Genomic DNA, 22,433 nt, shown 5'->3' on the forward strand with positions numbered 1-22,433 from the left:
AATAGCTCCCCTATAACCACCAAAAAAATCCCGAATGCCCCACAAACGCGCTCTAAATTAAAATAAGATGAGGTGTCCCAAGTGTCGGAAGCTTATAAAAACGCCGGAGTGGATATTGCGGCTGGTAACGAAGCGGTAGAACGCATGAAAAAGCACGTAAAACGTACTTACCGTCCAGAAGTAATGACGGATCTTGGTGGGTTCGGAGCGCTGTTTGGCCTCAATAAAGATAAATATGAAGAGCCAGTGCTCGTATCGGGAACTGATGGTGTAGGCACGAAGCTTAAGATCGCGTTCGCTGCGGATCGCCATGACACGATTGGGATCGACGCTGTAGCTATGTGCGTGAACGACATTGTAGTGCAAGGTGCGGAGCCGCTATTTTTCCTAGATTATCTGGCTTGCGACAAAGTCGTACCGGAGAAAATCGAAGCGATCGTAGCAGGAATCGCAGAGGGCTGTCACCAAGCAGGTTGTGCGCTGATTGGCGGCGAAACGGCTGAAATGCCGGGCATGTATTCAGCGGGTGAGTATGATATCGCTGGATTCACAGTTGGCGTTGCTGACAAAGCGAAGCTGGTAACAGGCGCTAACATCGCTGCTGGAGACACAGTGATTGGTTTAGCTTCTAGCGGCGTGCACAGCAACGGCTTCTCACTTGTGCGTAAGCTTTTGCTTGAGGAAGATGGCTATGGCCTGAATGATGTGCTTCCGGAGCTTGGAGCTCCGCTTGTGGATGTACTTCTTGCACCAACTAAGATTTATGTGAAGCCTTTGCTGGCGCTGCTGGAGCAGCTTCCGGTGAAAGGGATGGCACATATTACGGGTGGCGGATTCATCGAGAATATCCCGCGCGTATTGCCTGACGGTGTAGATGTGGAGATTAATTACGGATCGTGGCCGATTCTGCCGATCTTCGGATTGATGCAGAACAAAGGAAACGTAAGCAACCGTGATATGTTTACTACTTTTAATATGGGAATTGGACTTGTTCTGGTAGTAAGTAGCGCTGATGGAGAACATGCTCTTGAACTGCTCAAAGCGAGCGGAGAAGAGGCTTTTATCATTGGTAAAGTGACAGAAGGGGAACGCAAAGTAACCTTTACTGGAGCTGAAGTGTGATGCAATGGAGTCGAATCGCTGTTTTGGCTTCTGGGCAAGGCAGTAATTTTGCTGCACTGATCGATGCACAGAGAGCAGGCTTGCTTGGTGAGGGCAATATTGAGTTGCTTGTATCCGACAAGCCAGAGGCACCTGTAGCTAAGCGAGCGGAGGATGCGGGCATTCCCACCCTCTTGCTGCGGCCAAAAGACTTCGCCAGCCGTGAACTCTACGAAGCAGAGATTGTAGCAGAGCTTCAGCGGCGGGAAATCGGGCTGGTTGTGCTGGCAGGATACATGCGTCTTATTACGCCAGTGCTTTTAACGCCGTATGCTGGACGAATTATTAACATTCATCCATCGCTGCTGCCTGCTTTTGCAGGAAAAGATGCAATCGGACAAGCGCTGGATTATGGCGTGAAGCTGACGGGTGTTACTGTGCATTTTGTCGATGGAGGTATGGATACCGGGCCTGTTATTGCTCAGCGCAGCGTAGCCCTGCAGGATAACGACACGGCGGATTCATTGGCAGAACGTATTCATAAGGTTGAGTATGAGCTGTATCCCGAAGTGGTTGGCGCTTTTGCCAGCGGGAAAGTGGAACTGAGTGGAAGAAAGACGATTATCCGCGAAAAGTAAGCTGCACCGCAGCCATTCGAAGTTTTGGATCGACATTTGGTGACAGACCGAGATGTTTCAGGGTATTTCTCGGGAAATATTGCATAAGCGGCGTTATGTGTCGCGTTGTGGGTTTTCTTCATATTAAATCGCACGTACAACCTGAAGGAGGACTATTCAAAGTGAGTATCAAAAGAGCGCTAGTCAGCGTATCGGATAAACAAGGTATCGTGGATTTTTGCCGCGAGTTGTCTGCATTAGGCGTAGAAATTATCTCTACAGGTGGAACAAGCACGCTTTTGGCTAAAGAAGGTGTTCCAGTTATCGGGATTTCCGATGTGACAGGATTCCCAGAAATCATGGACGGACGTGTCAAAACCTTGCACCCTGCTGTACACAGTGGATTGCTTGCGGTTCGTGATAACGAGGAACACACGCGTCAAATGAAGGAGCTTGGTCTGGACTACATCGATCTGGTTGTTGTGAATTTGTATCCGTTCGTGGAAACTATCGCAAAACCTGACGTATCCTACGAGGAAGCCATCGAGAATATCGATATCGGCGGACCTACGATGCTGCGTTCTGCGGCGAAGAACCATGCTTTTGTCAGTGTAGTGGTGGATGCTAATGACTACGCTACTGTACTTGAAGAGGTTCGCGCAGGTGGAGATACAACGCTAGAAACACGCAAACGTCTTGCGGCAAAAGTGTTCCGTCATACGGCGGCTTACGATGCCTTGATTTCCGATTATTTGGCTAACGTTACTGGCGAGCCTCTGCCAGAGCGCTACACCGTGACTTATGAGAAAATTCAGGATCTGCGTTATGGCGAGAATCCGCATCAAAAAGCAGCGTTCTATCGCAAGCCATTGGCGGCACTGGATACACTCACTGCGGCTGAACAATTGCACGGCAAAGAGTTGTCTTATAACAATATCAACGATGCTAACGCAGCACTGCAAATCGTGAAAGAATTTGAAGAGCCTGCTGTCGTAGCGGTTAAACATATGAACCCTTGTGGTGTAGGCGTGGGTGAAAGTGTATACGAAGCTTATCAAAAAGCTTACAACGCGGATCCAACTTCTATCTTTGGTGGGATTGTAGCAGCAAACCGCATTATTGATGCAGACACAGCGAACCTGCTGAAAGATATTTTCCTCGAAATCGTGTTGGCACCAGGCTTTACGGAAGAAGCACTGGAAATCCTTACGAAGAAAAAGAATCTCCGTTTGCTCAAAATCGGTAACCTTAGTACGGCTAGTGCGCGTAAGAGCAGCTTTGTAGTTACCTCTATTGATGGAGGAATGGTTGTACAGGAGAGCGATGTGCACTCTGTGAACCCAGATGATCTACAAGTCGTTACGGACCGTAAACCAACCGAGGAAGAATTGAAACAATTGTTGTTCGGATGGAAAGTAGTTAAGCATGTGAAATCTAATGCGATTGTGCTGGCTGCTGATGATATGACCGTTGGCGTAGGTGCAGGACAGATGAACCGCGTTGGTGCAGCTAAAATTGCAATCGAACAAGCTGGTGAAAAATCTAAGGGAGCCGTACTCGCTTCCGACGCGTTCTTCCCAATGGGCGATACGCTTGAAATGGCAGCAAAAGCAGGAATCACTGCAGTGATTCAGCCAGGCGGCTCCATTAAAGACGAAGAGTCAATTAAGGTCGCTAATGAGTATGGTATTGCTATGGTCTTCACAGGCGTCCGTCATTTCAAACACTAGAGCACTGGGAGGATCATATTCGGATGGATATTTTAGTGGTTGGCGGCGGCGGCCGGGAACATGCGATGATTTGGAGTCTATCCCAAAGCCCCAAGGCAGGTAAAATCTATTGCGCACCCGGCAACGCCGGGATTGCGCAGTTAGCCGAATGTGTGCCGATCGGAGTATTTGAGTTCGATCGTCTGACGGCTTTTGCGAAAGAGAAGGAAGTAGGTCTTGTTGTAATCGGCCCAGATGATCCGCTCGCTGCTGGGATTGTGGATGCTTTTGAAGCACAGGATATTCCTGTGTTTGGCCCACGCAAGAATGCGGCAGAGATCGAAGGCAGCAAAACCTTTATGAAGGATCTTTTGCATAAATATAATATTCCGACAGCAGCCTATGAGAAGTTCGACGACTATGAAGCTGCGCTAACTTATTTGCGGGAACAGCCGCTTCCGATCGTAATCAAGGCAGATGGTCTGGCTGCAGGAAAAGGCGTGACGGTTGCTTATTCGTTGGAAGAAGCAGAGCAAGCACTCGCTGATATTATGGTCACTAAGGTATTCGGTGAGGCAGGCGCTCAGGTTGTTATTGAGGAATTTCTAGCTGGACAGGAAATGTCGATTCTGGCTTTTGTCGATGGAGAGACGGTACGTCCTATGGCTGCTGCCCAGGATCATAAGCCCGTATTTGATGGGGATAAAGGTCCTAATACCGGCGGAATGGGTACCTATTCGCCTTTACCACATATTGATGAGGCTATTATCCAAGAAGCGATCGAGACCATCATTAAGCCGACAGCAAAAGCTATGGTGGATGAAGGTCGTCCCTTTAGCGGTGTACTATTTGCGGGACTGATGATTTCTCCAGAGGGTAAACCAAAGACGATTGAGTTTAATGCTCGTTTCGGTGATCCTGAGACTCAGGTCGTGTTGCCTAGACTCAAGAGCGACTTGCTAGAAATCTTTCTGGCGGTCACAGAGGGCAGACTTGCAGATATCGACATTGAATGGAGCGACGAAGCGGCTGTATGCGTAGTTCTCGCTTCGGGAGGATATCCAGGGCCTTATTCAAAGGGTGTACCGATTGAAGGTCTTGAAGACAGCCAAGGAGGGCTGATCTTCCATGCTGGTACGGCGCGTGGTGAAGACGGAAGCTGGGTGACGAATGGTGGTCGGGTGCTAGGCGTGGTAGGCCTAGGTGCTACGATTGCTGAAGCTCGTGTTGCAGCTTACGCTAGAGCCGAAGGAATTTCTTTTTCCGGAAAACAAAGCCGCAGCGACATCGCTATGAAAGCTTTGGTATAAGGATAAAGAACTGTATCTAGCATTTTTTGCGCTTAAAGTCCTAAAAAAGGACTGACAAGTGATAGAAGAAGTGCTATAATACTACACGTACGGGGGAAAATGTGCGGATATATACAGATAAGGGTCTTTCCGATCATGGGAAGGCCCTTTTAAATCGGAGTCCTTCAGACTTTGTGAAGTAACCTTATAAAGGATGCCTCGTGCCTGGAAATGATGATACTTATAGTGCATACTAGCGATACGCTTATGGCGAATGGCTACTCACAGATTTAAGGAGGAATTCGTTTTGAGTAAGATTGGAAGAAATGATATGTGTCCTTGCGGAAGCGGGAAAAAATATAAGAAATGCTGCCTTGGTAAAGAAACTTCTGCAGTAGAGTCCATCATGCAACTTGTAAACAAGGAAGAAGCGGCAGCTAGCGAGACTGTGGCTGAGAAACAGGAAGCCGTAGCACAACCTGAAGTGAAGCTAACTCTTGCTACACTCAGAAAAAAAGTGTCACGTGATCTGAATTGGGAGCATCCAGCACATGAACAATTGGCGCTGCACCTTATTGAGAGCATGAGAGAAAGCTATGATAGAGAGCTTATTTGGGAAGCTCTAGTTCTGTGGAATGGTTATTCCCGTAAGACTAAGCCTGCTGTGAAGAAAATGGGCTCTTTCTGCGCGGCGATCGAATTTATTTTGTCTGAGGAATATGGCTTCTCCCTAACACAAGCGGATCTTGCTACCAAACATGAGGTTACCACGCCTACCATTTCTAGAAAAGTCAAAGAGATGCTCAATTACATTGAGGAATACGGCATGGGTGGTGCGGAAGAAGAATTACTTTTGCTGAATATCTCAGGCAGTCCGAAGGATCAGGAGCAAGCACTATTACAAAAGGCTATGCAAACCAATTCATCCAACCGCCGGATACAGTTAGCTGAAGCCGCATTAGAGGTTTATCCGGACAGTCCGGATGCTTATCTCATTTTGGCTGAGGAAGCAGAGAATGAAGCAGATGCTCGTGCTTTTCTAAAAGCAGGGATGGATGCAGGTGAACGTGAGCTTGGGGAAGCCTTTTTCGCTGAGAACAAGGGACATTTCTGGGACCTCCACGAGACTCGTCCATACATTCGAATTTGCAAAAGCTACGCCGACTCTTGTTGGTTTAGCGGAAATGCAGAAGAAGCACAAAAAGTACTTGAGCACATTTTAGAGCTGAATCCTGAAGATAACACAGGTGCGCGTTACCTTTTAACGGCTGCGTATCTCTACACCAACAAGCTCAAGAAGACAGAAAAGGTGCTGGAAAAGTTCGGCAATGATGCAGCGGCGACAGTAGCTTACGACCGGATGGTCTTAGAATATAAGAAAAATGGGATTACTTCCCAACTGAAAATGTTGTACCGCGTAGCGCGGAATGTGAACAAGCATGTGCCGGATTATTTGTTAGGGATCAAAAGATTGCCGCATAACCTTCCGGATTTTGTGGGAATGGGCGACGCTAATGAAGCTATCGAATATGTTATTGTACACTCGCGTTTGTGGACAAGCCTACCTGATCTGCTGAAGTGGATGCTGAAGCAACAGGATTAGTAGAATTCAGATCTTGGACGGACATGAACTTAAAGAGGCTATGGGAGATTCCTGTAGTCTCTTTTTTAATATAAGAAAGTATAAGATTTGCATCAATAATTGTATTGCATACAGCGGACAATGCTTGAAAAAATGTCTTTGGGAGAGTATGTTTACAAGAAGTAGAATGAATAGATGATAGTGAGGCGAGAGGGTTATGAGAGAAGAGGAAGACCGAATCGTAGGAATGGAAGATATCGTACGGGCTCATCACGTACTGCGGGAGGTCATCATCCGGACTCCACTACAGCGTGACGCCGTACTATCGGCCAAGTATGATTGCGATGTATATTTGAAGCGCGAAGATTTGCAGATTGTCCGTTCTTTTAAAATCCGTGGAGCTTATAATATGATTCGTAGTCTATCCGCAGAAGATAGAGCCAAAGGTATTGTCTGCGCGAGTGCAGGAAATCACGCACAAGGTGTAGCCTATTCCTGTAAGGCACTTGGAATTAAGGGCAAGGTCTATATGCCAAGCACAACACCTAATCAGAAGGTCAAACAAGTACGGCGGTTCGGTGGCGAGTTTGTTGAGGTCATTCTGAAGGGCGATACCTTCGATGATGCTTATGATGAAGCGCTTCAAGCTTGTATAGACCATGGTATGACGTTGATCCACCCGTTTGATGAGCCGAGAATTATTGCAGGCAATGGAACGATAGCGATGGAAGTGATGGAGAACCTGGATCACCCTGCGGATTTTATGTTCGTAACGATTGGTGGGGGCGGTCTGGCAGCAGGAATAGCCACTTATGTGAAGACGGTGAGTCCATCTACTAAGTTGATTGGTGTGGAACCGCTTGGTGCTGCTTCAATGACTGAAGCGATCAAGCTTGGAGAAGTGGTAACGCTAAAAGAAATTAACAAGTTCGTGGACGGAGCGGCTGTAAAGCGCGTTGGCGGACTGACTTATGATATTTGTTCCCGGCATCTGGATGACATCGTGATGGTACCTGAAGGCAAGGCTTGTACCACCATTCTGGAGCTGTATAACGAGAATGCTATAGTGGTTGAGCCAGCGGGATCCTTACCTATCGCAGCACTTGATCAGTACCGTGATCAAATCCGCGGGAAGACGGTCGTCTGTATCATTAGTGGGGGTAACAACGATATTGACCGTATGCAGGAGATCAAAGAGCGGTCACTGATTTACGAAGGCTTAAAGCACTACTTCATGGTGAACTTCCCACAACGGGCAGGTGCCCTGCGTGAATTCTTGGACGAAATCCTCGGTCCAGAGGATGATATTACCCGTTTCGAGTACATCAAGAAGCATGATAAAGAGAATGGTCCCGCGCTTGTAGGCATAGAGCTATTGTCCATTGAAGCTTATGAACCACTTATCGAACGGATGCAGCAGAAGGGTGTAGATTATGTAGAAATCAATAAGGATTCCAATCTCTTTAACATCCTTATTTAATTTCTTTCATCACTTTAATCATTTCGTTAATGAACATAGAAAGGCCCGTCCCGGAATGAATGGGGACGGGCCTTTTGTATATCATACTAGAGAGGTAATTCAGTCTTACGGTATTGTTCGACTTCATCTGTTAATTTATAATCTTTGTCTTTCATCAATTTCATGAAGCCATCTAGTTTCTTCAGGAATGGGCTGTTGTCTTTATTCTTGGTGAGAATGCTAGAGTAGGCTTTCTGCGCCTCCAAGTCCATTTCAAGATTGTCATAATGGAAAAGGGGCGTGTTATTCTGGCCGTAAAACGTATTGTTAACATAGATAGAATATAAGGATTTCACAGCTGAAATTCGGTTCGATTTCGGATGATTTTGAATAAATTGCTCTTGAGATAGTGCTCGCGCAGCTACATCGGTCCAACCAATGACCAGCCCGTTATCCTTGGAGGAGGGCAGATCAGACTCCGTAGCCATAATGGATAGATACGCGCTGATATCGTCAGTGACATAAAGCTTATATTTGCGGTAAGCCTCATAGTCGATCACCGGGAAAAAAGTGCCTTCCGCGGTCTCCAGTTTATATCCATTTTCGCTGGCACTCTTCAGCAGTGTGCGCAGAGTGAGATCTTCTGTGGCATCAGCAAGGGTCTTCATACTTGCGCCAGCTTTATAGATGGCGGTGAGCTTCCGCTGGACATTGCTGGTACTGAATTTGCTCTCCCACGCCGGAAGCGCCGCCTTGTGCAAATTTTCAAGCTTCAGTGTCATTATCGTGGCACGATACGAACCTACCGCATACATATTGGCGTTCAAATATTTAATAGCTTCGGGTAACTTGTTAGAGGAAGACAACAGCGGCAATGCTGCTTTATAGATAGCCTCCGCATGATTATTGTTTGCTGTCAAAGGATTTGCCTTAGTGCCTCCCACAGGAGGGCTGGCAGCGCCTTCAGCTTGAATCGTTCCTATAGGTACCGCGCCTAGTCCCAATGTTACTGCTAGAACAGAATAGAGAATATATTGCTTCTTATTCATGGAAGTTCCCCCTGTCTATTGGATGAAATATGGGTGGAGCATGACTTTTATTTTCTAAAAAATATAAACTTTAGTCCAATTGCCCCAATTAGGGAAACAATTAAGCTTACCCACGGGGATAAAGTAATGACCGGAAACAATCGGTCGAGGTACAAGCCAATGAATACGGCAACTACGGCGATTCCGATATAGACGCCAAGGCCCTTGATATCAAAGGGCTTGGCTTTAGGTGCATCCCCCTCAGACAAGGAGGTTAACCATTTCATAATAAGTTCGATCAAGATAATGGAACCTGCCCCCACAGCGAAGAGGGTGAAGAGGCTAATCTCTCCGAACATCCCAGTTGATCCGTTAGTCCATTGTAAGAAGAGTCCACCTATAGCCAAGATCCCGAACAAACAGGTTAGAGCCGCGCAGGGAATCATCAAGTAATAGTTCCATTTGCTGCGCGCTGGGCGTGTGGGAACGCTGTCTATGATCTCTTTAAAATAATCATCCGGATTCTCGCCAAACACCTGTTTAGCGTTTTTACCTTTTTTTTGTTCTTTCAGAAGCAGCTTGGCTGCATCCAGTAAAAGTTCTTCAGCGCGGAGAGCTTCTACCCTACTGGCGCGCATCGTCAGGATCATATCTTCAAAATAGGATCGATTGAAAGGCGTCATCTGCTCACGCAGGGCGTTATTTTCCTTAATCATATCTTTCACTTTCATAATAGGGATGTAAACCTCCAGTAGTGTTAATCGGTATAGTCTTTAACCTAGAGTATACGTTTGCCTGACAGGTCAGCGCAAGGACAAGCATTTCTATTTTCCTATGCATAATCCTTTTATAAGAGTGAACACTGATAATGTTGTTGCTTGATCAATATAGCTTTGGGAAAGGTTGGGAGCTTTATGGAACATGAGAACAAGAAAGAACAGGACAGTGTCATGGGCAACGGTTTCGAGCCTACGCCCAATCATTCAATGGGGGATTGGGGCGGCTCTGATGGATTCAGCATGTGGAATTCCACAGAAGAACCAGCAACAGAGGGTGCGCTTAAGGATTGGGAAGGTAGTCAAGAAACCCATGAGATGTTTAACGACAGCTATGATTGATTGACGGCCCAGGAAGCTCATCATGCGATTGAAAAACAGCCAGTCTCCATTATATTGGAGACTGGCTGTTTGACGTTCCGGTTTATACTCCGAATTTGCTCTTGCAAATTACTAAGATCTGTCCCGTTTCTGTTGACAATATGAACGAAATCTTTATAATAAGAATATAATTCACACTAAGTTAATCGGAATTCTAATAAATTAAAATAATGATTAAATATAGGAGGTTACGGCAATGGAACGGAATATTGTAATTCGGCATAACGGCGAAGAATTGACAGCGAGCATCCATTATCCGAGTAAAGAGAAGGGAACTTCCACACGTTGCAAGGACAGATTGCCATTAGCTGTAATCTGCCATGGATTTGTGGGTAACCGGATTGGAGTCGATCGGATATTTGTCAAAGCAGCTCGTGAGCTGGCGCAAGACGGGTATATGGTCATTCGATTTGACTATGCGGGCTGCGGCGAGAGCAGCGGTAATTACGGCGAGGAGGATATGGAGTCGATGATCGCTCAGACTAGAGCGGTGCTCGATTACGGAATTAGCTCTGCCGATGTGGATCCACAGCGTGTGACGCTTATTGGCCATAGTCTGGGTGGGGCGGTTGCGCTTCTGACAAGTATTCGTGATCGCCGCGTGAAGAATCTCGTGCTGTGGGCCTCCGTGGGTTACCCCTTCAATGATATTGTGAAGATCGTAGGGCGGGAGGCGTATGACCGTTCGGTGAAGAATGGATCAGCGGATTACGTGGGCTACTCGTTCACACCGGTATATTTCAATTCTTTGGCGGCCTTCCAGCCTTTCCAAGAGGCTAGTAAATTCAGCGGTGATGTGCTCGTCATTCATGGTACGTCTGACGATGTCATCCCCGTGGATTATGCATTCCTTTACCAGAAATTATTCTGGACGCGTCCTGAGGGACGATGCGATAAAGAGATCATTTTTCAAGGTGATCATACCTTTTCTTCTGGGCCAGCACAGCAGCAGCTGCTAAAGCGGACAAGAGAGTGGATGAACGAACAGGAGCATGTGCAGACAGAGTGGCAAAATTGGATGATATAGGTGATGGACTTTACTCGCAATAACTTGAAATTAGCGGTAAAATAAAGATGCACACCATATACTGGGTTATGGAGGTTGGCATCCTATGAAATTACCGTCATTTTTTATCGCGCACGGTTCTCCGCTCCTCGCACTGGAGGATAACGAGTATACCCGTTTTCTGGAGCGGCTTGGTCAAGAACTAGAAGCACCACGGGGTATAGTAGTATTCTCAGCGCACTGGGATAGCCCAGAACAGCTACTCACCATGGATGAGAAGCACGAAACACAACACGACTTCTACGGATTTCCTGAAGAAATGTATACGCTGACCTATCCAGCCCCAGGCGATCCAGCTCTAACCAAGCGGATTTCCGAGCTCTTTAAGGGTAACAATCTTTCACATCAGCCCGTTCTGGGGCGAGGACTCGATCACGGAGTCTGGGTAATACTGAAAAAAATGTTTCCGAAAGCCGATATTCCGGTAGTCGCTTTATCCGTCGATTCACTACGTTCTCCCAAGGAACAGTATAATATCGGGCGGATGTTAGCCCCTCTGCGTGACGAAGGCATACTGCTGATAGGAAGCGGTGGACTTGTTCACAATTTGCGGATGCTTAATGAAAGTGATCAGCCTGAAGAGTGGGCGCTTGAATTCGATGCGTGGATTGCCAAAGGGTTAGAATCTTGGGATTTACCTTCACTGTTTGCTTATGAGAAAAAAGCTCCGCATGTTCGTGATGCGGTTCCATCTTACGGAAGAGAGCATTTCGCACCTCTCTTTTATGCGATGGGAACAGCGGATGGCAGCAGAAAGGCAGAGCGAATATTTCAAGCGTATCAATATGGGACATTAAGCCTCAATTGCTGGAAGCTAGACTAAATGGATAAGATACACGTAGGGTACAGCCGGAGATCGGCTGTGCCCTTTTTTAAAATATAAGAAAGTAAAAGTTTCACGCTATGCATTATCCTTATATTTCTTGCTTAAACGTATATCGTCCTAATAAGGACGCTGAAGTCGATTACACTTGATGCAAGCGGATCAAGACAAATGGGACTGGCTGTGATTAAATGGAAGAAACCAGTTAAGATACATAAAACGTTTAGGAGGAACTACAAGCTTATGAAAGTAAACTGCTCTTCTTCCCGTCTATTATCTGCCCTTGTACTAAGTACCCTATTGCTCTCCGCTTGCGGAACAGAGAGTGCAAATAATGTAATTGCCCCGACACAGCAACCTACAGCAGATCCCGCGCCTATTGAAACGATCCAGCCATCGCCTACTGCAGATCCATCTGCTGAACTCGTTTCCGGATTAACAGGTCTTCCCGTTTCTGAAAACAGTCTCCCGCGTCCCTTAGCTGTTATGATTAATAATGCTCCAGCGGCCCGGCCACAGTCGGGGGTGAGTGAAGCGGATATTTTATATGAGGTCCTTGCTGAAGGTGGCATTACGCGGTTGATTGGTATTTTTCAAAGTCATACCGGAGTGGTCAAAATCGGACCGATTCGCAGTATTCGCCCTTATCTGCTCGATATTGGCGAGAGCTATGGTGGTGTGACAGTGCATGCCGGGGGGAGCCCCGCGGCATATGCTATTTTGCAAAAAGAGAAAAAAGCAGATATGGACGAAATCGGTCGTGCCGGAGCCTATTTCTGGCGGGACAAAGCACGTAAAGCCCCTCATAATCTCTACAGTAATGCAGCGAAGCTGCGGGAAGGTGCCGAGAAGCTGGGTTATGACAAAAGTGTGAAGGTGCCAGGGTATCTTTTTAACAATCCAGATTACATACCGACAGGCGGAGAACAGGCCGCTGAGTTTAGCGTAAACTTCTTGCTTAAAAGTTATAAAATTGACTATAAATACGATACTCAGCTCCAGACCTATCAGCGTTACGTGAATGGTAAACCACATTTGGATCTGAATAACAATAAGCCAGTAGAAGCTGCAAATGTGATGGTGATGGGTTCCGATCATAAAGTACTTGATGATGTTGGAAGACTTCAGGTTGATGTGGAGCTTGGTGGAGAAGCGTTGCTCTTTCAGAGAGGACAGGTCACAAAGGGCAGATGGTCGCGTGAGCCAGGTGATGTGATTCGGTTTGTGAAGGATGGTAAAGAAGAGCTAATGTATCCAGGAATCACCCATATTTTGGTTGTCCCTAATTCACCTTCATTTAGCAGTCATGTGGTATACGGCGGAGCAGATAGTGCAACCTAAGAAAGTCGGAATATCCAGTGTTATACAGATTTGTGTTCGGAATTATGGGTAAGTGTTAATAGAGTGTAAAAAAGTTCATTTCTATAGCTTCTATACCTTCTACGGATATGTTAAGATAACAAGGGTTGTCATTCATTTTCATGCTTTTTACATATGGGTGACTCTGTACTCACGGTAATATTATGTAAAGGGGTTTAAAACAATGAAGTTGAGAAAAAAGGACATATTCTTTGAGACGCTGGAAAATATGGCGGATACCATTGTCCAAGCTGCAGATTATTTTGCTCAGAATATCACTGATCTCCAGAATAATGTCGATAGTTTCGCTGCAGAGATGAAGAAGTACGAATCCCAATGTGATACTTACACGCACACCGTAATTAAGGAACTGAACAAGACGTTCATTACGCCACTTGAGCGTGACGACATTATGGACTTGATTACAAGCATGGATGATGTCATTGATGGCTTGGAGGCATCTGCCTCACGTTTCTATATGTACAACCTTCTTGACCCGGATGAATACATTGTACAATTTGCCGAAATCCTTCGTCAGTGTGCTTATGAAATCCAAAAAGCGGTTCATTTGCTTTCCCAGAAGAAGCTGCTGGCCATTCGTGAATATACGATCCGTTTGAATGACCTTGAGAATCAAGGGGACGAAGTCCTTCGTATTTGTACCAAAGCTCTATTTGAAACCGTTAAGGACCCGATTGAGCTGATTAAGCGCAAGGAATTATATGAGCGACTCGAGACCACTACAGATAAATGTGAAGATGTAGCCAACATGTTGGAATCGATCATCATGCGCAACTCATAAGGGGTACTAGAATATGGAAACATCGATATGGATTCTTGGAATTGTTATATTTCTCGCGCTTGCGTTTGACTTTATTAATGGTTTCCATGATACGGCCAACGCGATTGCTACCTCTGTCTCTACACGTGCGTTAAAACCTCGAACAGCTATTATTATGGCGGCACTGATGAACTTTGTCGGAGCTTTGATGTTTACAGGTGTAGCTAAGAAAATTGGCGGAAGTATCACAGACCCCACGTTGCTGGAAAATGGTCTGGATATCATAATAGCCACGCTGATTGCTGCGATTATTTGGAATTTGATCACCTGGTGGCTCGGAATTCCGTCCTCCTCCTCTCATGCACTGATCGGCGCTTTGGCTGGTGCGGTATATGTGGGTGCAGGTTCGTCGCATATTAACTGGGGCGGATTTGTGGAAATTGTCGAGGGCTTGATCTTCTCGCCAATTATTGCATTTGTTATCGGTTATATCATCATGACAGTCCTGAAATGGATTTTTGCAAAGCGTAGTCCACATACGGTTAATAAGGGCTTCCGCTCCATGCAGGTTGTGACGGCGGCATTACAGTCGTTTACTCATGGTACGAATGATGCGCAGAAGGCGATGGGGATCATTACCTTTGCGCTCGTTACATCAGGACGCCAAGAGACTATGGATGTAATCCCTCTATGGGTTAAGGTTGCTGCGGCTACGGCTATGGCACTCGGTACCTCCATTGGTGGTTGGAAGATTATCAAGACCATGGGTACGAAGATTTTCAAAATCGAGCCGATCAACGGCTTCGCGGCTGATATTTCCGCGGCTTCCGTTATTTTCTCGGCAACACTGCTTCATTTGCCAGTCAGCTCCACACATGCTATCACTTCAGCGATCCTGGGTGTTGGCTCTGCGAAACGCTTCTCTGCCGTGAAATGGGGAGTAGCTGGACGTATTGTAGTTACCTGGTTTATTACGATTCCAATCAGTGCGGTATTAGCCGGTCTGATTTTCAAAATCATTTTTTAAATCCCTTTAATAAAAAGATGTCAGTTAGCCTTTGGCTGCGGACATCTTTTTTTGTTGTTTGGGTGGTGAGGGAGCGGTATAAGTCACGTAGAATTGACGGGATTCGGCGATTGGAGGGGAAAGAGCGGTATAAATCCCGTGGAAATGACGGGATTTGGCAATTGGAGGGGAAAGAGCGGTATAAATCCCGTAGAAATGGTGGAATTCGGTGATTGGAGGGGAAAGAACGGTATAAATCCCGTAGAAATGACGGAATTGGGCGATTGGAGGGGAAAGAGCGGTATAAATCCCGTAGAAATGACGGGATTCGGCGATTGGAGGAGGAAGAGCGGTATAAATCCCGTAGAATTAGCTAATTTACGTCGAAGAAGCATAAAGAGGGGTATAAATACCCCAGAATTGGAAAAATAGCGACGAAGAAGGGAAAAGAGGGACATTTATGCCCCTGAATTGGTGAAATAGCGTCGTATAAGCATGAAGAGGGGTATAAATGCCCCTGAATTGGCGAAATATCGTCGTATAAGCATAAAGAGGGGTATAAATGCCCCAGAATTGGTGAAATAGCGTCGTATAAGCATAAAGAGGGGTATAAATCCCCCAGAATTGGTGAAATAGCGTCGTATAAGCATGAAGAGGGGTATAAATGCCCCAGAATTGGTGAATGACGTCGAAGAAGCATAAAGAAGGGGATAAGTGCCCTAAATTTGCAGAGTCTAGCTCGTACAACCGAGAGTGGTTAAAGCTTGGATAAGGTGCGTATGAGCTTATGTCTGGACGTAGCTATTTGTGCATCTGTCGAATCTAGGCGGCGGTTAGAATTTAAACTAACTAATCCTTAAACAAATCACTTGATACGATTTGATTAAATACGGTGACAACCCAACCCAACCCAACCCAACCCAACCCAACCCAACCCAACCCAACCCAACCCAACCCAACCCAACCCAACCCAACCCAACCCAACCCAACCCAACCCAACCCAACCCAACCCAACCCAACCCAACCCAACCCAACCCAACCCAACCCAACCCAACCCAACCCAACCCAACCCAACCCTATCTACTCTATCCATTCTATCCCCGCCATCTGAGGAGCATCGTTATATACACTATGAGCCGAATGATCAGAGGGAGAAGGGGATGAATGATACTATCTAAAGAGTATTCCATCCTTTCCGGAATGGGACGCTATTGAATAATGGAGCCTCAGAGCTACGGCTTCTCGGCTGAGATTCTTTTTTGTTATTTTTGGAAGACTCCTCTTCTTGCGGTACAATAGATACGTGGAAGAAGATGAAGCGGAGGAACATTTATGATACGTACACTTGCGGTGACGCATACAGGTGAGGTGCTGACAGACATACCTCTGCAGGATATCCGGCGGGAGGATTATGCATGGATATGGGCAGATTTTGCTACACCTACGGCAGAGGAGACATTGCTGCTGGATCACTATTTTCATTTTCACCCTTTGGCGATTGAGGACTGTATGCATGTGCTACAGCGGCCGAAGCTGGATCATTATGAGGAAGTGCAGTTTTTTGTGCTGCATGCGCTGAATGAAGAGACGCTGGATGCTGAAGAGATTGACCTTTTTTTGAGTGCGAATTACCTTGTGTCCTATCATCATCAGGAAAAAACAGAGATGAATGAAGCTTGGGAGCAGGTGAAGCGTGAAATACATAGTCGTAAAGGCTGGTCGGGTGGTCCGATGGCGGCTGCATATACTGTAATGGACAAGCTGGTAGATAAGTATTTTCCATGCCTCTACAGTTTAGAGGACGAGCTTGCGGATCTGGAGAGCAATGGCGGCAGTGAGTCGGTGGAGGATTTGATGAGCCAAGTGTTTAATGTGCGCGGAAGGCTGCTCAAGATGCGGCGGACGATTGTGCCGATGCGCGATTTGATGTACCGGATCGTGAATTCGCAGCATGTCCAGAGCAACGGTGAGGAACGGATTTATTTTGGCGATATCTATGACCATTTGTTAAAACTGTCGGATATGATTGAGGCGGATCGAGAAATGACTGCGGATCTACGTGATAGCTACATTTCTCTTAACTCCAACCGGATGAATTCGATCATGAAAACATTAACAGTAATCACCACCGTATTCATGCCGCTGACGCTGATCGCCGGAATTTATGGGATGAACTTTGTGGTAATGCCTGAACTCGAATGGAAGTATGGGTATTTTGGTGTTCTGCTGTTTATGCTGGTGGTGGGTGTTAGCATGTTCAGATGGTTCCGGCGTAGTGGATGGTTTAAGTAAAAATAAAACGTCACCGCTATTTGCGGCGACGTTTTCCGGTAGAGGCAGTAGAGCGCCGGCGTGTGGTTGTAGTAGATTTACGACGCCCAGAGGTGGAGCGTCTTTTTTTGCGCCGACTCGGACTGAACATTGCGGCATCCTCTTCGGCTGCCAGTGCGCCTGCTGCTCCTTTTCCTTTGCCGAAGCTACCCATGAAGAGCTTAACCATCGGAGCCATCTGCTGGAAGCCGGACATCACCTTCTGCACTTTACCCATGGAGTTTACGATCCCGTCAATACCGCCCATTCGGTCGATGATACCTTTGATTTGCTCCATATTCCCACCGATTCCGCCCCCGCCGCCTAAACCGCCTAAGCCGCTAAGCAATCCGGCAAGCCCGCCGCTTGCCTTTGTTGTAGCTTCAGCAGCAGGAAGCGCTAGAGCTGTTTCAGTGGCAGCTTCTGCTCCTAAAGCGGGAAGGATTCCGCTCTCACCTGGGGGGGATGAAGGCGCATATGGACTGAGCCCGGGGTAAGCAGATGCATTATAAGTATCGGTCAGTGAACGCTGGTTCCGGCGGGAATGATTATAGTAATGATCAGGCATAATATCACATTCCTTTGTTAGTGGTTTGCTATACTGTATGTCATGGGCGAACATACGGTATAGACGAATGCCCGGGTTACCCGTGATAGGAGCGGAAAAGGGCGAATGCCTATAATCGTCTTTAAGAAGTGAAAAAAGCGTGTACATGCTTGATTTTCGGCGCTTATGTAGTACTATAGTGTAGGTGCTATTTCTTATGTAGGAAGAAACAAACGTAGTTTGATACATATTGAGTGTGCGCCACAGGTGGACGTTTGTCCATCGATTTCACTCTTTACAGCGTGAAATCGTTAATGCTTGAAAAATGCGCTCCAGTGCAATATAGTAAAGGCAGGATAGTCGCATGAGGTTTATGTTTCCGGAGCTAGTTTTGTACGGAGCTTAATTAGAGAAACTAATGCTGATAGAACTTTTAGGGGATGAAAAGCTGATGCAACTTAAGAAGTTGAATGATAAAAGTATCGACCAATTATTTGAAGCTATTTTAACGTTAAAAAATATGGAAGAATGTTACGTGTTCTTTGATGATTTGTGCACTGTGAACGAGATTCAATCGCTGTCGCAGCGATTGGAAGTAGCGCGTATGCTCGGCAAAGGCTCCACCTACAACCAGATCGAAGCAGAGACGGGCGCAAGCACAGCTACGATTTCCCGTGTAAAACGTTGCCTGAACTACGGCAATGACGGATATAAATTAACGCTGGAACGTTTGGGACGCTAATTTATGGTACCGGGCGTACTTATTATCAGTCATGGCTCTCGCGATAAGGCTTGGGTGTCAATCGTAGAGGAGGCCGTAAGCGGATTATCGCTAGGTGAAGAGATTCCTGTTGTGGTCTCTTTTTTAGAGCTGGTAGAGGGCCGTCTGATTCAAGATGGAATAAATGAGCTGGAACACGCAGGGATCACAGATATTATTGTGATCCCATTGTTCGTTTCCTCAGGAAGCACACATGTCGATGAGATAGAATATGCACTTGGCGCCAAACCTGAGCCTGAACGTGAGACGGATTTAGCGCTGTTCTCAGTGAACGCTAAAGTTCACTACGGTTATCCTATCGACGATGATCCGGACATCGCTGTAATGATCTGGGACAAGCTACGTGAGCTGTCTACGGAACCGAAGCGAGAGACGATTTTGCTTGTGGGTCATGGCAGTGTATATGATGGCTTCCGGCAGCGCTGGCAGAAAGGTATATCTTCGCTGGCGGGACGTGTACGTGAGGTAAGTGGCGTAGCGGCGGCCGACTATGGTCTGCTGAGTCCGGATAGTATAAGAAGCAAGGTAGAGTATTGGCAGGAGCAGGGTCACGAGGTTCTGGTGGCACCGCTTTTTTTGAGTGAAGGCTATTTTACTAAGCATGTGGTTCCTAACAGACTTAAAGGGTTAACCTATAAGTATTCTGGTCAAACGCTTCTGCCCCATCCCCTTCTTCCGCATTGGATTGAGAGACAGGTAGAGACACTCCTCGAACAGATTCGAATGAAACGATAAAGCACCTACCCTTGAGCACACTTAATCATAAAAAAAGTGCCCACATCTGTGGATAATACGGGATTTGTTGCATACACATATAAATAGTTGTTTTTCTCTAAACTCAGTGTCATTAATTGCTGTATAATGGAATATTTGCATGAAAGGGCCTTTAACATTGATTGTAGTGGTCCGAATTAGGTATAATCAATTAGGTTATTCTATTATAAAAACAGGTGGCGTTCCGGTAATGAAAACTGCGAGATTGATTTATAATCCCACTTCTGGACGGGAAGAAATGAAGAAGCGGCTCGCCGATATTTTGGACCGGCTGGATATTGGTGGCATTGAAGCTACCTGCCATGCAACAACCGGAGAAGGCGATGCTATGCTAGCTGCTGCAGATGCAGTAGAACGCGGTTATGATTTGATCATAGCAGCCGGTGGCGATGGCACTTTAAATGAGGTTATAAATGGTATGGCGGAGAAGCCTAATCTTCCCCCGCTCGGCGTTTTGCCGCTTGGTACTACTAATGATTTTGCACGTGCAATGGGGATCCCGAAGAACTGGGAAGATTCCTGTGATCTGATCATTCGCCAAGAGACACGTCCGATTGATATCGGTAAGGCAAATGACCGTTATTTTATTAATATAGCAGGCGGCGGTAGTCTAACCGAACTGACATATGAAGTTCCTAGTAAGCTGAAGACCATGATTGGGCAGCTTGCGTACTATTTAAAAGGTATTGAAAAAATGGTCAGCCTATCTCCTCAGGAACTAATCATTCGTGCCAATGGGCAGGAAGTTATTCATGATGAGTTTATGCTGTTCCTGATTGCAAATACGAATTCTGTTGGCGGCTTCGAAAAGCTTGCTCCCGGCGCTCGGATCGATGACGGTCTGTTAGACGTTATAGCGGTTAAAAAATGTAACCTGGCAGAGTTTGTCCGTTTGGTCAGATTGGCTCTTCGCGGCGAGCATTTGAATGATAAGAAGGTTATTTATTTCCGTACGGATGCGATGGATGTAATCTCTCCAGGACATGTCCAATTGAACTTGGACGGCGAACTGGGTGGAGAATTGCCAGGGCGATTCCGGATTTTGCCACAGCATTTGCGGATTTTTGCTGAAAATAACTAAGCTAAGAGCGATTGTAGATGATTGTGGGATATATAGTTATGATAATTGGGTTTATACAGCGATGATAATGAAAGAAGTGAACTATAAATAATGAGTAAACACCGCAGTGGACGCAGCACCAGCCGCCCAGTCGGCAAGGCGCCTGTCGCCGGACTGCCTGTGAATAAAAATGATGAGGTTATGCTCGATATTATCGGCATGACCCATGAAGGTGAAGGGGTAGGCCGCGTAGAAGGCTTTACCCTTTTTGTGCAGGGAGCTCTTCCCGGAGAGAAGGTCCGGGCAAAGGTGCTCAAGACCAAGAAGCAGTATGGCTACGCCAAGCTGCTGAATTTAGTAGAAGCGAGCAGCGCCCGCATCGCGGCGCCTTGCGAGATCTATGACCAATGCGGCGGCTGTCAGCTGCAGCATATGGACTATGCGGCACAGCTGGCGTGGAAACGGCAGCTGGTGGTGGACAACCTGGAGCGGATTGGGAAGCTCCGGGTGAGTGGTGGTGGCAGAGACGCTGGAACGGATCAGGCAGCGGGCATTCTCGTCCGCCCAACACTGGGCATGGACGAGCCTTGGCGTTATCGCAACAAGGCTCAGGTGCCGATTGGCGTAACAGAAGGCGGCCTTGTGGGCGGCTTTTACGCGAGAGGAAGCCACCGGATCATCGATATGGAAACATGCCTGATTCAGCATGAAGATAACGATGACGTTGTGCGGAAGGTGAAAGAAATCGGACGGAAGCGCGGCATTACTGCTTACGACGAAGAATCCGGCAAAGGCTTACTGCGTCATGTCGTAGTGAAGAAAGCCTTCCGTACTGGTGAGATGATGCTCGTACTCGTCACTAATGGCGAACGTATCCCACATCTGGACGAATGGATCACTGAGATTCGTCGTGAAATCCCAGCTGTTACAAGCATCTGCCAGAACGTGAATACTAAACAGACGAACGTAATCTTCGGTGATACAACGCGTACCCTTTGGGGGAACGATGTTATTTACGATTATATCGGCGATGTGAAATTCGCGATTTCTGCCCGTTCTTTTTATCAGGTTAACCCGGCTCAAACTGAAGTTCTTTACGGTAAGACGGTGGAATATGCAGGACTTACGGGAAACGAGACTGTTATAGATGCTTATTGCGGTATCGGGACGATTTCATTGTTCCTTGCGCAGCATGCTAAGCAGGTCTACGGTGTAGAAATCGTACGTGAAGCGATTGAGGATGCTCGGGCGAATGCCACTTTGAATGGTATGGATAATGTAGTGTTTGAGGTAGGTGCATCTGAGGATGTGATCCCTAACTGGAAAGAGCAGGGGATTACGGCGGATATTATCGTGGTCGATCCTCCGCGAAAGGGCTGCGATCCACGACTTTTGGAGACGATTCTGGCGATGAAGCCGGAACGTGTGGTGTATGTGTCTTGTAATCCGTCGACACTGGCAAGAGACTTGCGGGTGCTCGAAGATGGAGGGTATAAGACAGTGGAGGTGACTCCGGTGGACATGTTCCCGCATACGGTACATGTGGAAGCTGTTTGTTCCTTGATCTATAAGGGTTTTGAATAAGTACTCAGTGAGTTTGGGGACGAAGTGGGGACGTTCGTTTAGATCTGCATTTAGCAGAGTTGGTGGTCGTTATGAATAATAAAATTTTATCCAAAGGAGTCATTCACCTAGGTGAATGACTCCTTTGGATAATTACCGGGAATCTGTAATTTGGTAAAAACTATTTCGAATTGAACCTTCGTCAAAACTCCAGTCAATTCTATATTCTGAGGGGTCTAAAATACGAAAGTGTCCCGTATTTTTGTTTTGCTGTAGTTTGAATCCCTTTCTTTTATCAAGAGTGTTCCAGAAAATAAGCCCTCCCATTGTAGGTAACCTCCAGTTCGGTAAACTCATATTAATCTCTTCCTTTCTGAACAAGTATTTATATTTTAATTTTATTGACAAAAAATCGATTTTT

At 46.5% G+C, this 22,433-nt stretch carries 21 protein-coding genes; 18 read left to right on the plus strand and 3 right to left on the minus strand.

Going from position 1 to position 22,433, the window contains the following annotated elements; genetic code table 11:
* Positions 1-81: 81 nt before the first annotated feature.
* From purM to ilvA, 6 genes are all read left to right on the plus strand, one after another.
* Positions 82-1,122, plus strand: a complete 1,041-nt coding sequence (gene purM, locus H70737_RS03305; protein WP_042184751.1) for a phosphoribosylformylglycinamidine cyclo-ligase — start codon at positions 82-84, stop codon at positions 1,120-1,122.
* Entirely contained in the window at positions 1,122-1,739 is a 618-nt protein-coding gene (purN, locus tag H70737_RS03310; RefSeq protein ID WP_042184753.1) for a phosphoribosylglycinamide formyltransferase, read from the plus strand. The genes purM and purN overlap by 1 nt, the downstream gene beginning before the upstream one ends.
* Positions 1,740-1,900: 161 nt before the next feature.
* On the plus strand, positions 1,901-3,448 hold the full coding sequence (gene purH, locus H70737_RS03315; protein WP_042184755.1) for a bifunctional phosphoribosylaminoimidazolecarboxamide formyltransferase/IMP cyclohydrolase: 1,548 nt from the start codon (positions 1,901-1,903) through the stop codon (positions 3,446-3,448).
* Positions 3,449-3,471: 23 nt separating this feature from the next.
* On the plus strand, positions 3,472-4,737 hold the full coding sequence (gene purD, locus H70737_RS03320) for a phosphoribosylamine--glycine ligase (protein WP_042184757.1): 1,266 nt from the start codon (positions 3,472-3,474) through the stop codon (positions 4,735-4,737).
* Positions 4,738-5,023: 286 nt separating this feature from the next.
* Positions 5,024-6,319 (plus strand): SEC-C metal-binding domain-containing protein, encoded by a 1,296-nt coding sequence (locus H70737_RS03325; RefSeq protein ID WP_042184759.1) that lies wholly within the window; start codon positions 5,024-5,026, stop codon positions 6,317-6,319.
* Positions 6,320-6,515: 196 nt separating this feature from the next.
* On the plus strand, positions 6,516-7,778 hold the full coding sequence (ilvA, locus tag H70737_RS03330; protein ID WP_042184762.1) for a threonine ammonia-lyase IlvA: 1,263 nt from the start codon (positions 6,516-6,518) through the stop codon (positions 7,776-7,778).
* 86 nt (positions 7,779-7,864) lie between these two features.
* On the opposite strand, the gene H70737_RS29630 is transcribed toward ilvA, so the two are convergent.
* Together H70737_RS29630 and H70737_RS03340 are read right to left on the minus strand one after the other, a co-directional pair.
* On the minus strand, positions 7,865-8,806 hold the full coding sequence (locus H70737_RS29630) for a hypothetical protein (protein ID WP_052404141.1): 942 nt from the start codon (positions 8,804-8,806) through the stop codon (positions 7,865-7,867).
* A 47-nt stretch (positions 8,807-8,853) separates the two neighbouring features.
* Positions 8,854-9,516 (minus strand): DUF1129 family protein, encoded by a 663-nt coding sequence (locus H70737_RS03340; protein WP_042184764.1) that lies wholly within the window; start codon positions 9,514-9,516, stop codon positions 8,854-8,856.
* A 183-nt stretch (positions 9,517-9,699) separates the two neighbouring features.
* On the opposite strand from H70737_RS03340, the gene H70737_RS03345 reads away from it, so the two are divergent.
* From H70737_RS03345 to corA, 8 genes are all read left to right on the plus strand, one after another.
* Positions 9,700-9,903, plus strand: coding sequence for a hypothetical protein (locus H70737_RS03345; RefSeq protein WP_042184766.1), 204 nt, complete (start codon positions 9,700-9,702; stop codon positions 9,901-9,903).
* A 235-nt stretch (positions 9,904-10,138) separates the two neighbouring features.
* Positions 10,139-10,969, plus strand: coding sequence for an alpha/beta hydrolase family protein (locus tag H70737_RS03350; protein WP_042184768.1), 831 nt, complete (start codon positions 10,139-10,141; stop codon positions 10,967-10,969).
* Positions 10,970-11,054: 85 nt separating this feature from the next.
* Positions 11,055-11,831, plus strand: a complete 777-nt coding sequence (locus H70737_RS03355) for a DODA-type extradiol aromatic ring-opening family dioxygenase (protein ID WP_042184770.1) — start codon at positions 11,055-11,057, stop codon at positions 11,829-11,831.
* Between the two features lie 243 nt (positions 11,832-12,074).
* Positions 12,075-13,172 carry a DUF3048 domain-containing protein gene (locus H70737_RS03360; protein ID WP_042184772.1) on the plus strand — a complete coding sequence of 366 codons (1,098 nt, stop codon included), beginning with the start codon at positions 12,075-12,077 and terminating at the stop codon, positions 13,170-13,172.
* 202 nt (positions 13,173-13,374) lie between these two features.
* Positions 13,375-13,992 (plus strand): DUF47 domain-containing protein, encoded by a 618-nt coding sequence (locus tag H70737_RS03365; protein ID WP_042184774.1) that lies wholly within the window; start codon positions 13,375-13,377, stop codon positions 13,990-13,992.
* 13 nt (positions 13,993-14,005) lie between these two features.
* Positions 14,006-14,998, plus strand: a complete 993-nt coding sequence (locus H70737_RS03370) for an inorganic phosphate transporter (RefSeq protein ID WP_042184776.1) — start codon at positions 14,006-14,008, stop codon at positions 14,996-14,998.
* A 93-nt stretch (positions 14,999-15,091) separates the two neighbouring features.
* Entirely contained in the window at positions 15,092-15,409 is a 318-nt protein-coding gene (locus tag H70737_RS03375) for a hypothetical protein (protein WP_156113049.1), read from the plus strand.
* A gap of 900 nt (positions 15,410-16,309) precedes the next feature.
* Positions 16,310-17,269, plus strand: coding sequence for a magnesium/cobalt transporter CorA (gene corA / locus H70737_RS03385; protein ID WP_042184779.1), 960 nt, complete (start codon positions 16,310-16,312; stop codon positions 17,267-17,269).
* A gap of 16 nt (positions 17,270-17,285) precedes the next feature.
* Here corA and H70737_RS03390 read toward each other — a convergent pair whose 3' ends face one another.
* A complete protein-coding gene (locus H70737_RS03390; RefSeq protein WP_042184780.1) occupies positions 17,286-17,855 on the minus strand; it encodes a hypothetical protein in 570 nt (189 codons plus the stop codon).
* 430 nt (positions 17,856-18,285) lie between these two features.
* Between H70737_RS03390 and H70737_RS03395 the strand changes: the two genes are divergently transcribed.
* From H70737_RS03395 to rlmD, 4 genes are all read left to right on the plus strand, one after another.
* Entirely contained in the window at positions 18,286-18,576 is a 291-nt protein-coding gene (locus tag H70737_RS03395; protein WP_019913624.1) for a YerC/YecD family TrpR-related protein, read from the plus strand.
* Positions 18,577-18,579: 3 nt separating this feature from the next.
* Positions 18,580-19,350, plus strand: coding sequence for a sirohydrochlorin chelatase (locus H70737_RS03400; protein WP_042184781.1), 771 nt, complete (start codon positions 18,580-18,582; stop codon positions 19,348-19,350).
* A 229-nt stretch (positions 19,351-19,579) separates the two neighbouring features.
* A complete protein-coding gene (locus H70737_RS03405; RefSeq protein ID WP_042184783.1) occupies positions 19,580-20,470 on the plus strand; it encodes a diacylglycerol kinase in 891 nt (296 codons plus the stop codon).
* Between the two features lie 90 nt (positions 20,471-20,560).
* The gene (gene rlmD, locus H70737_RS03410) at positions 20,561-22,033 is read left to right on the plus strand and encodes a 23S rRNA (uracil(1939)-C(5))-methyltransferase RlmD (protein WP_042184785.1); all 1,473 of its coding nucleotides are present in this window, start codon (positions 20,561-20,563) and stop codon (positions 22,031-22,033) included.
* Positions 22,034-22,433: the final 400 nt, after the last annotated feature.

The sequence above is a fragment of the Paenibacillus sp. FSL H7-0737 genome (genome assembly GCF_000758545.1).
GTDB lineage: Bacteria > Bacillota > Bacilli > Paenibacillales > Paenibacillaceae > Paenibacillus_AQ.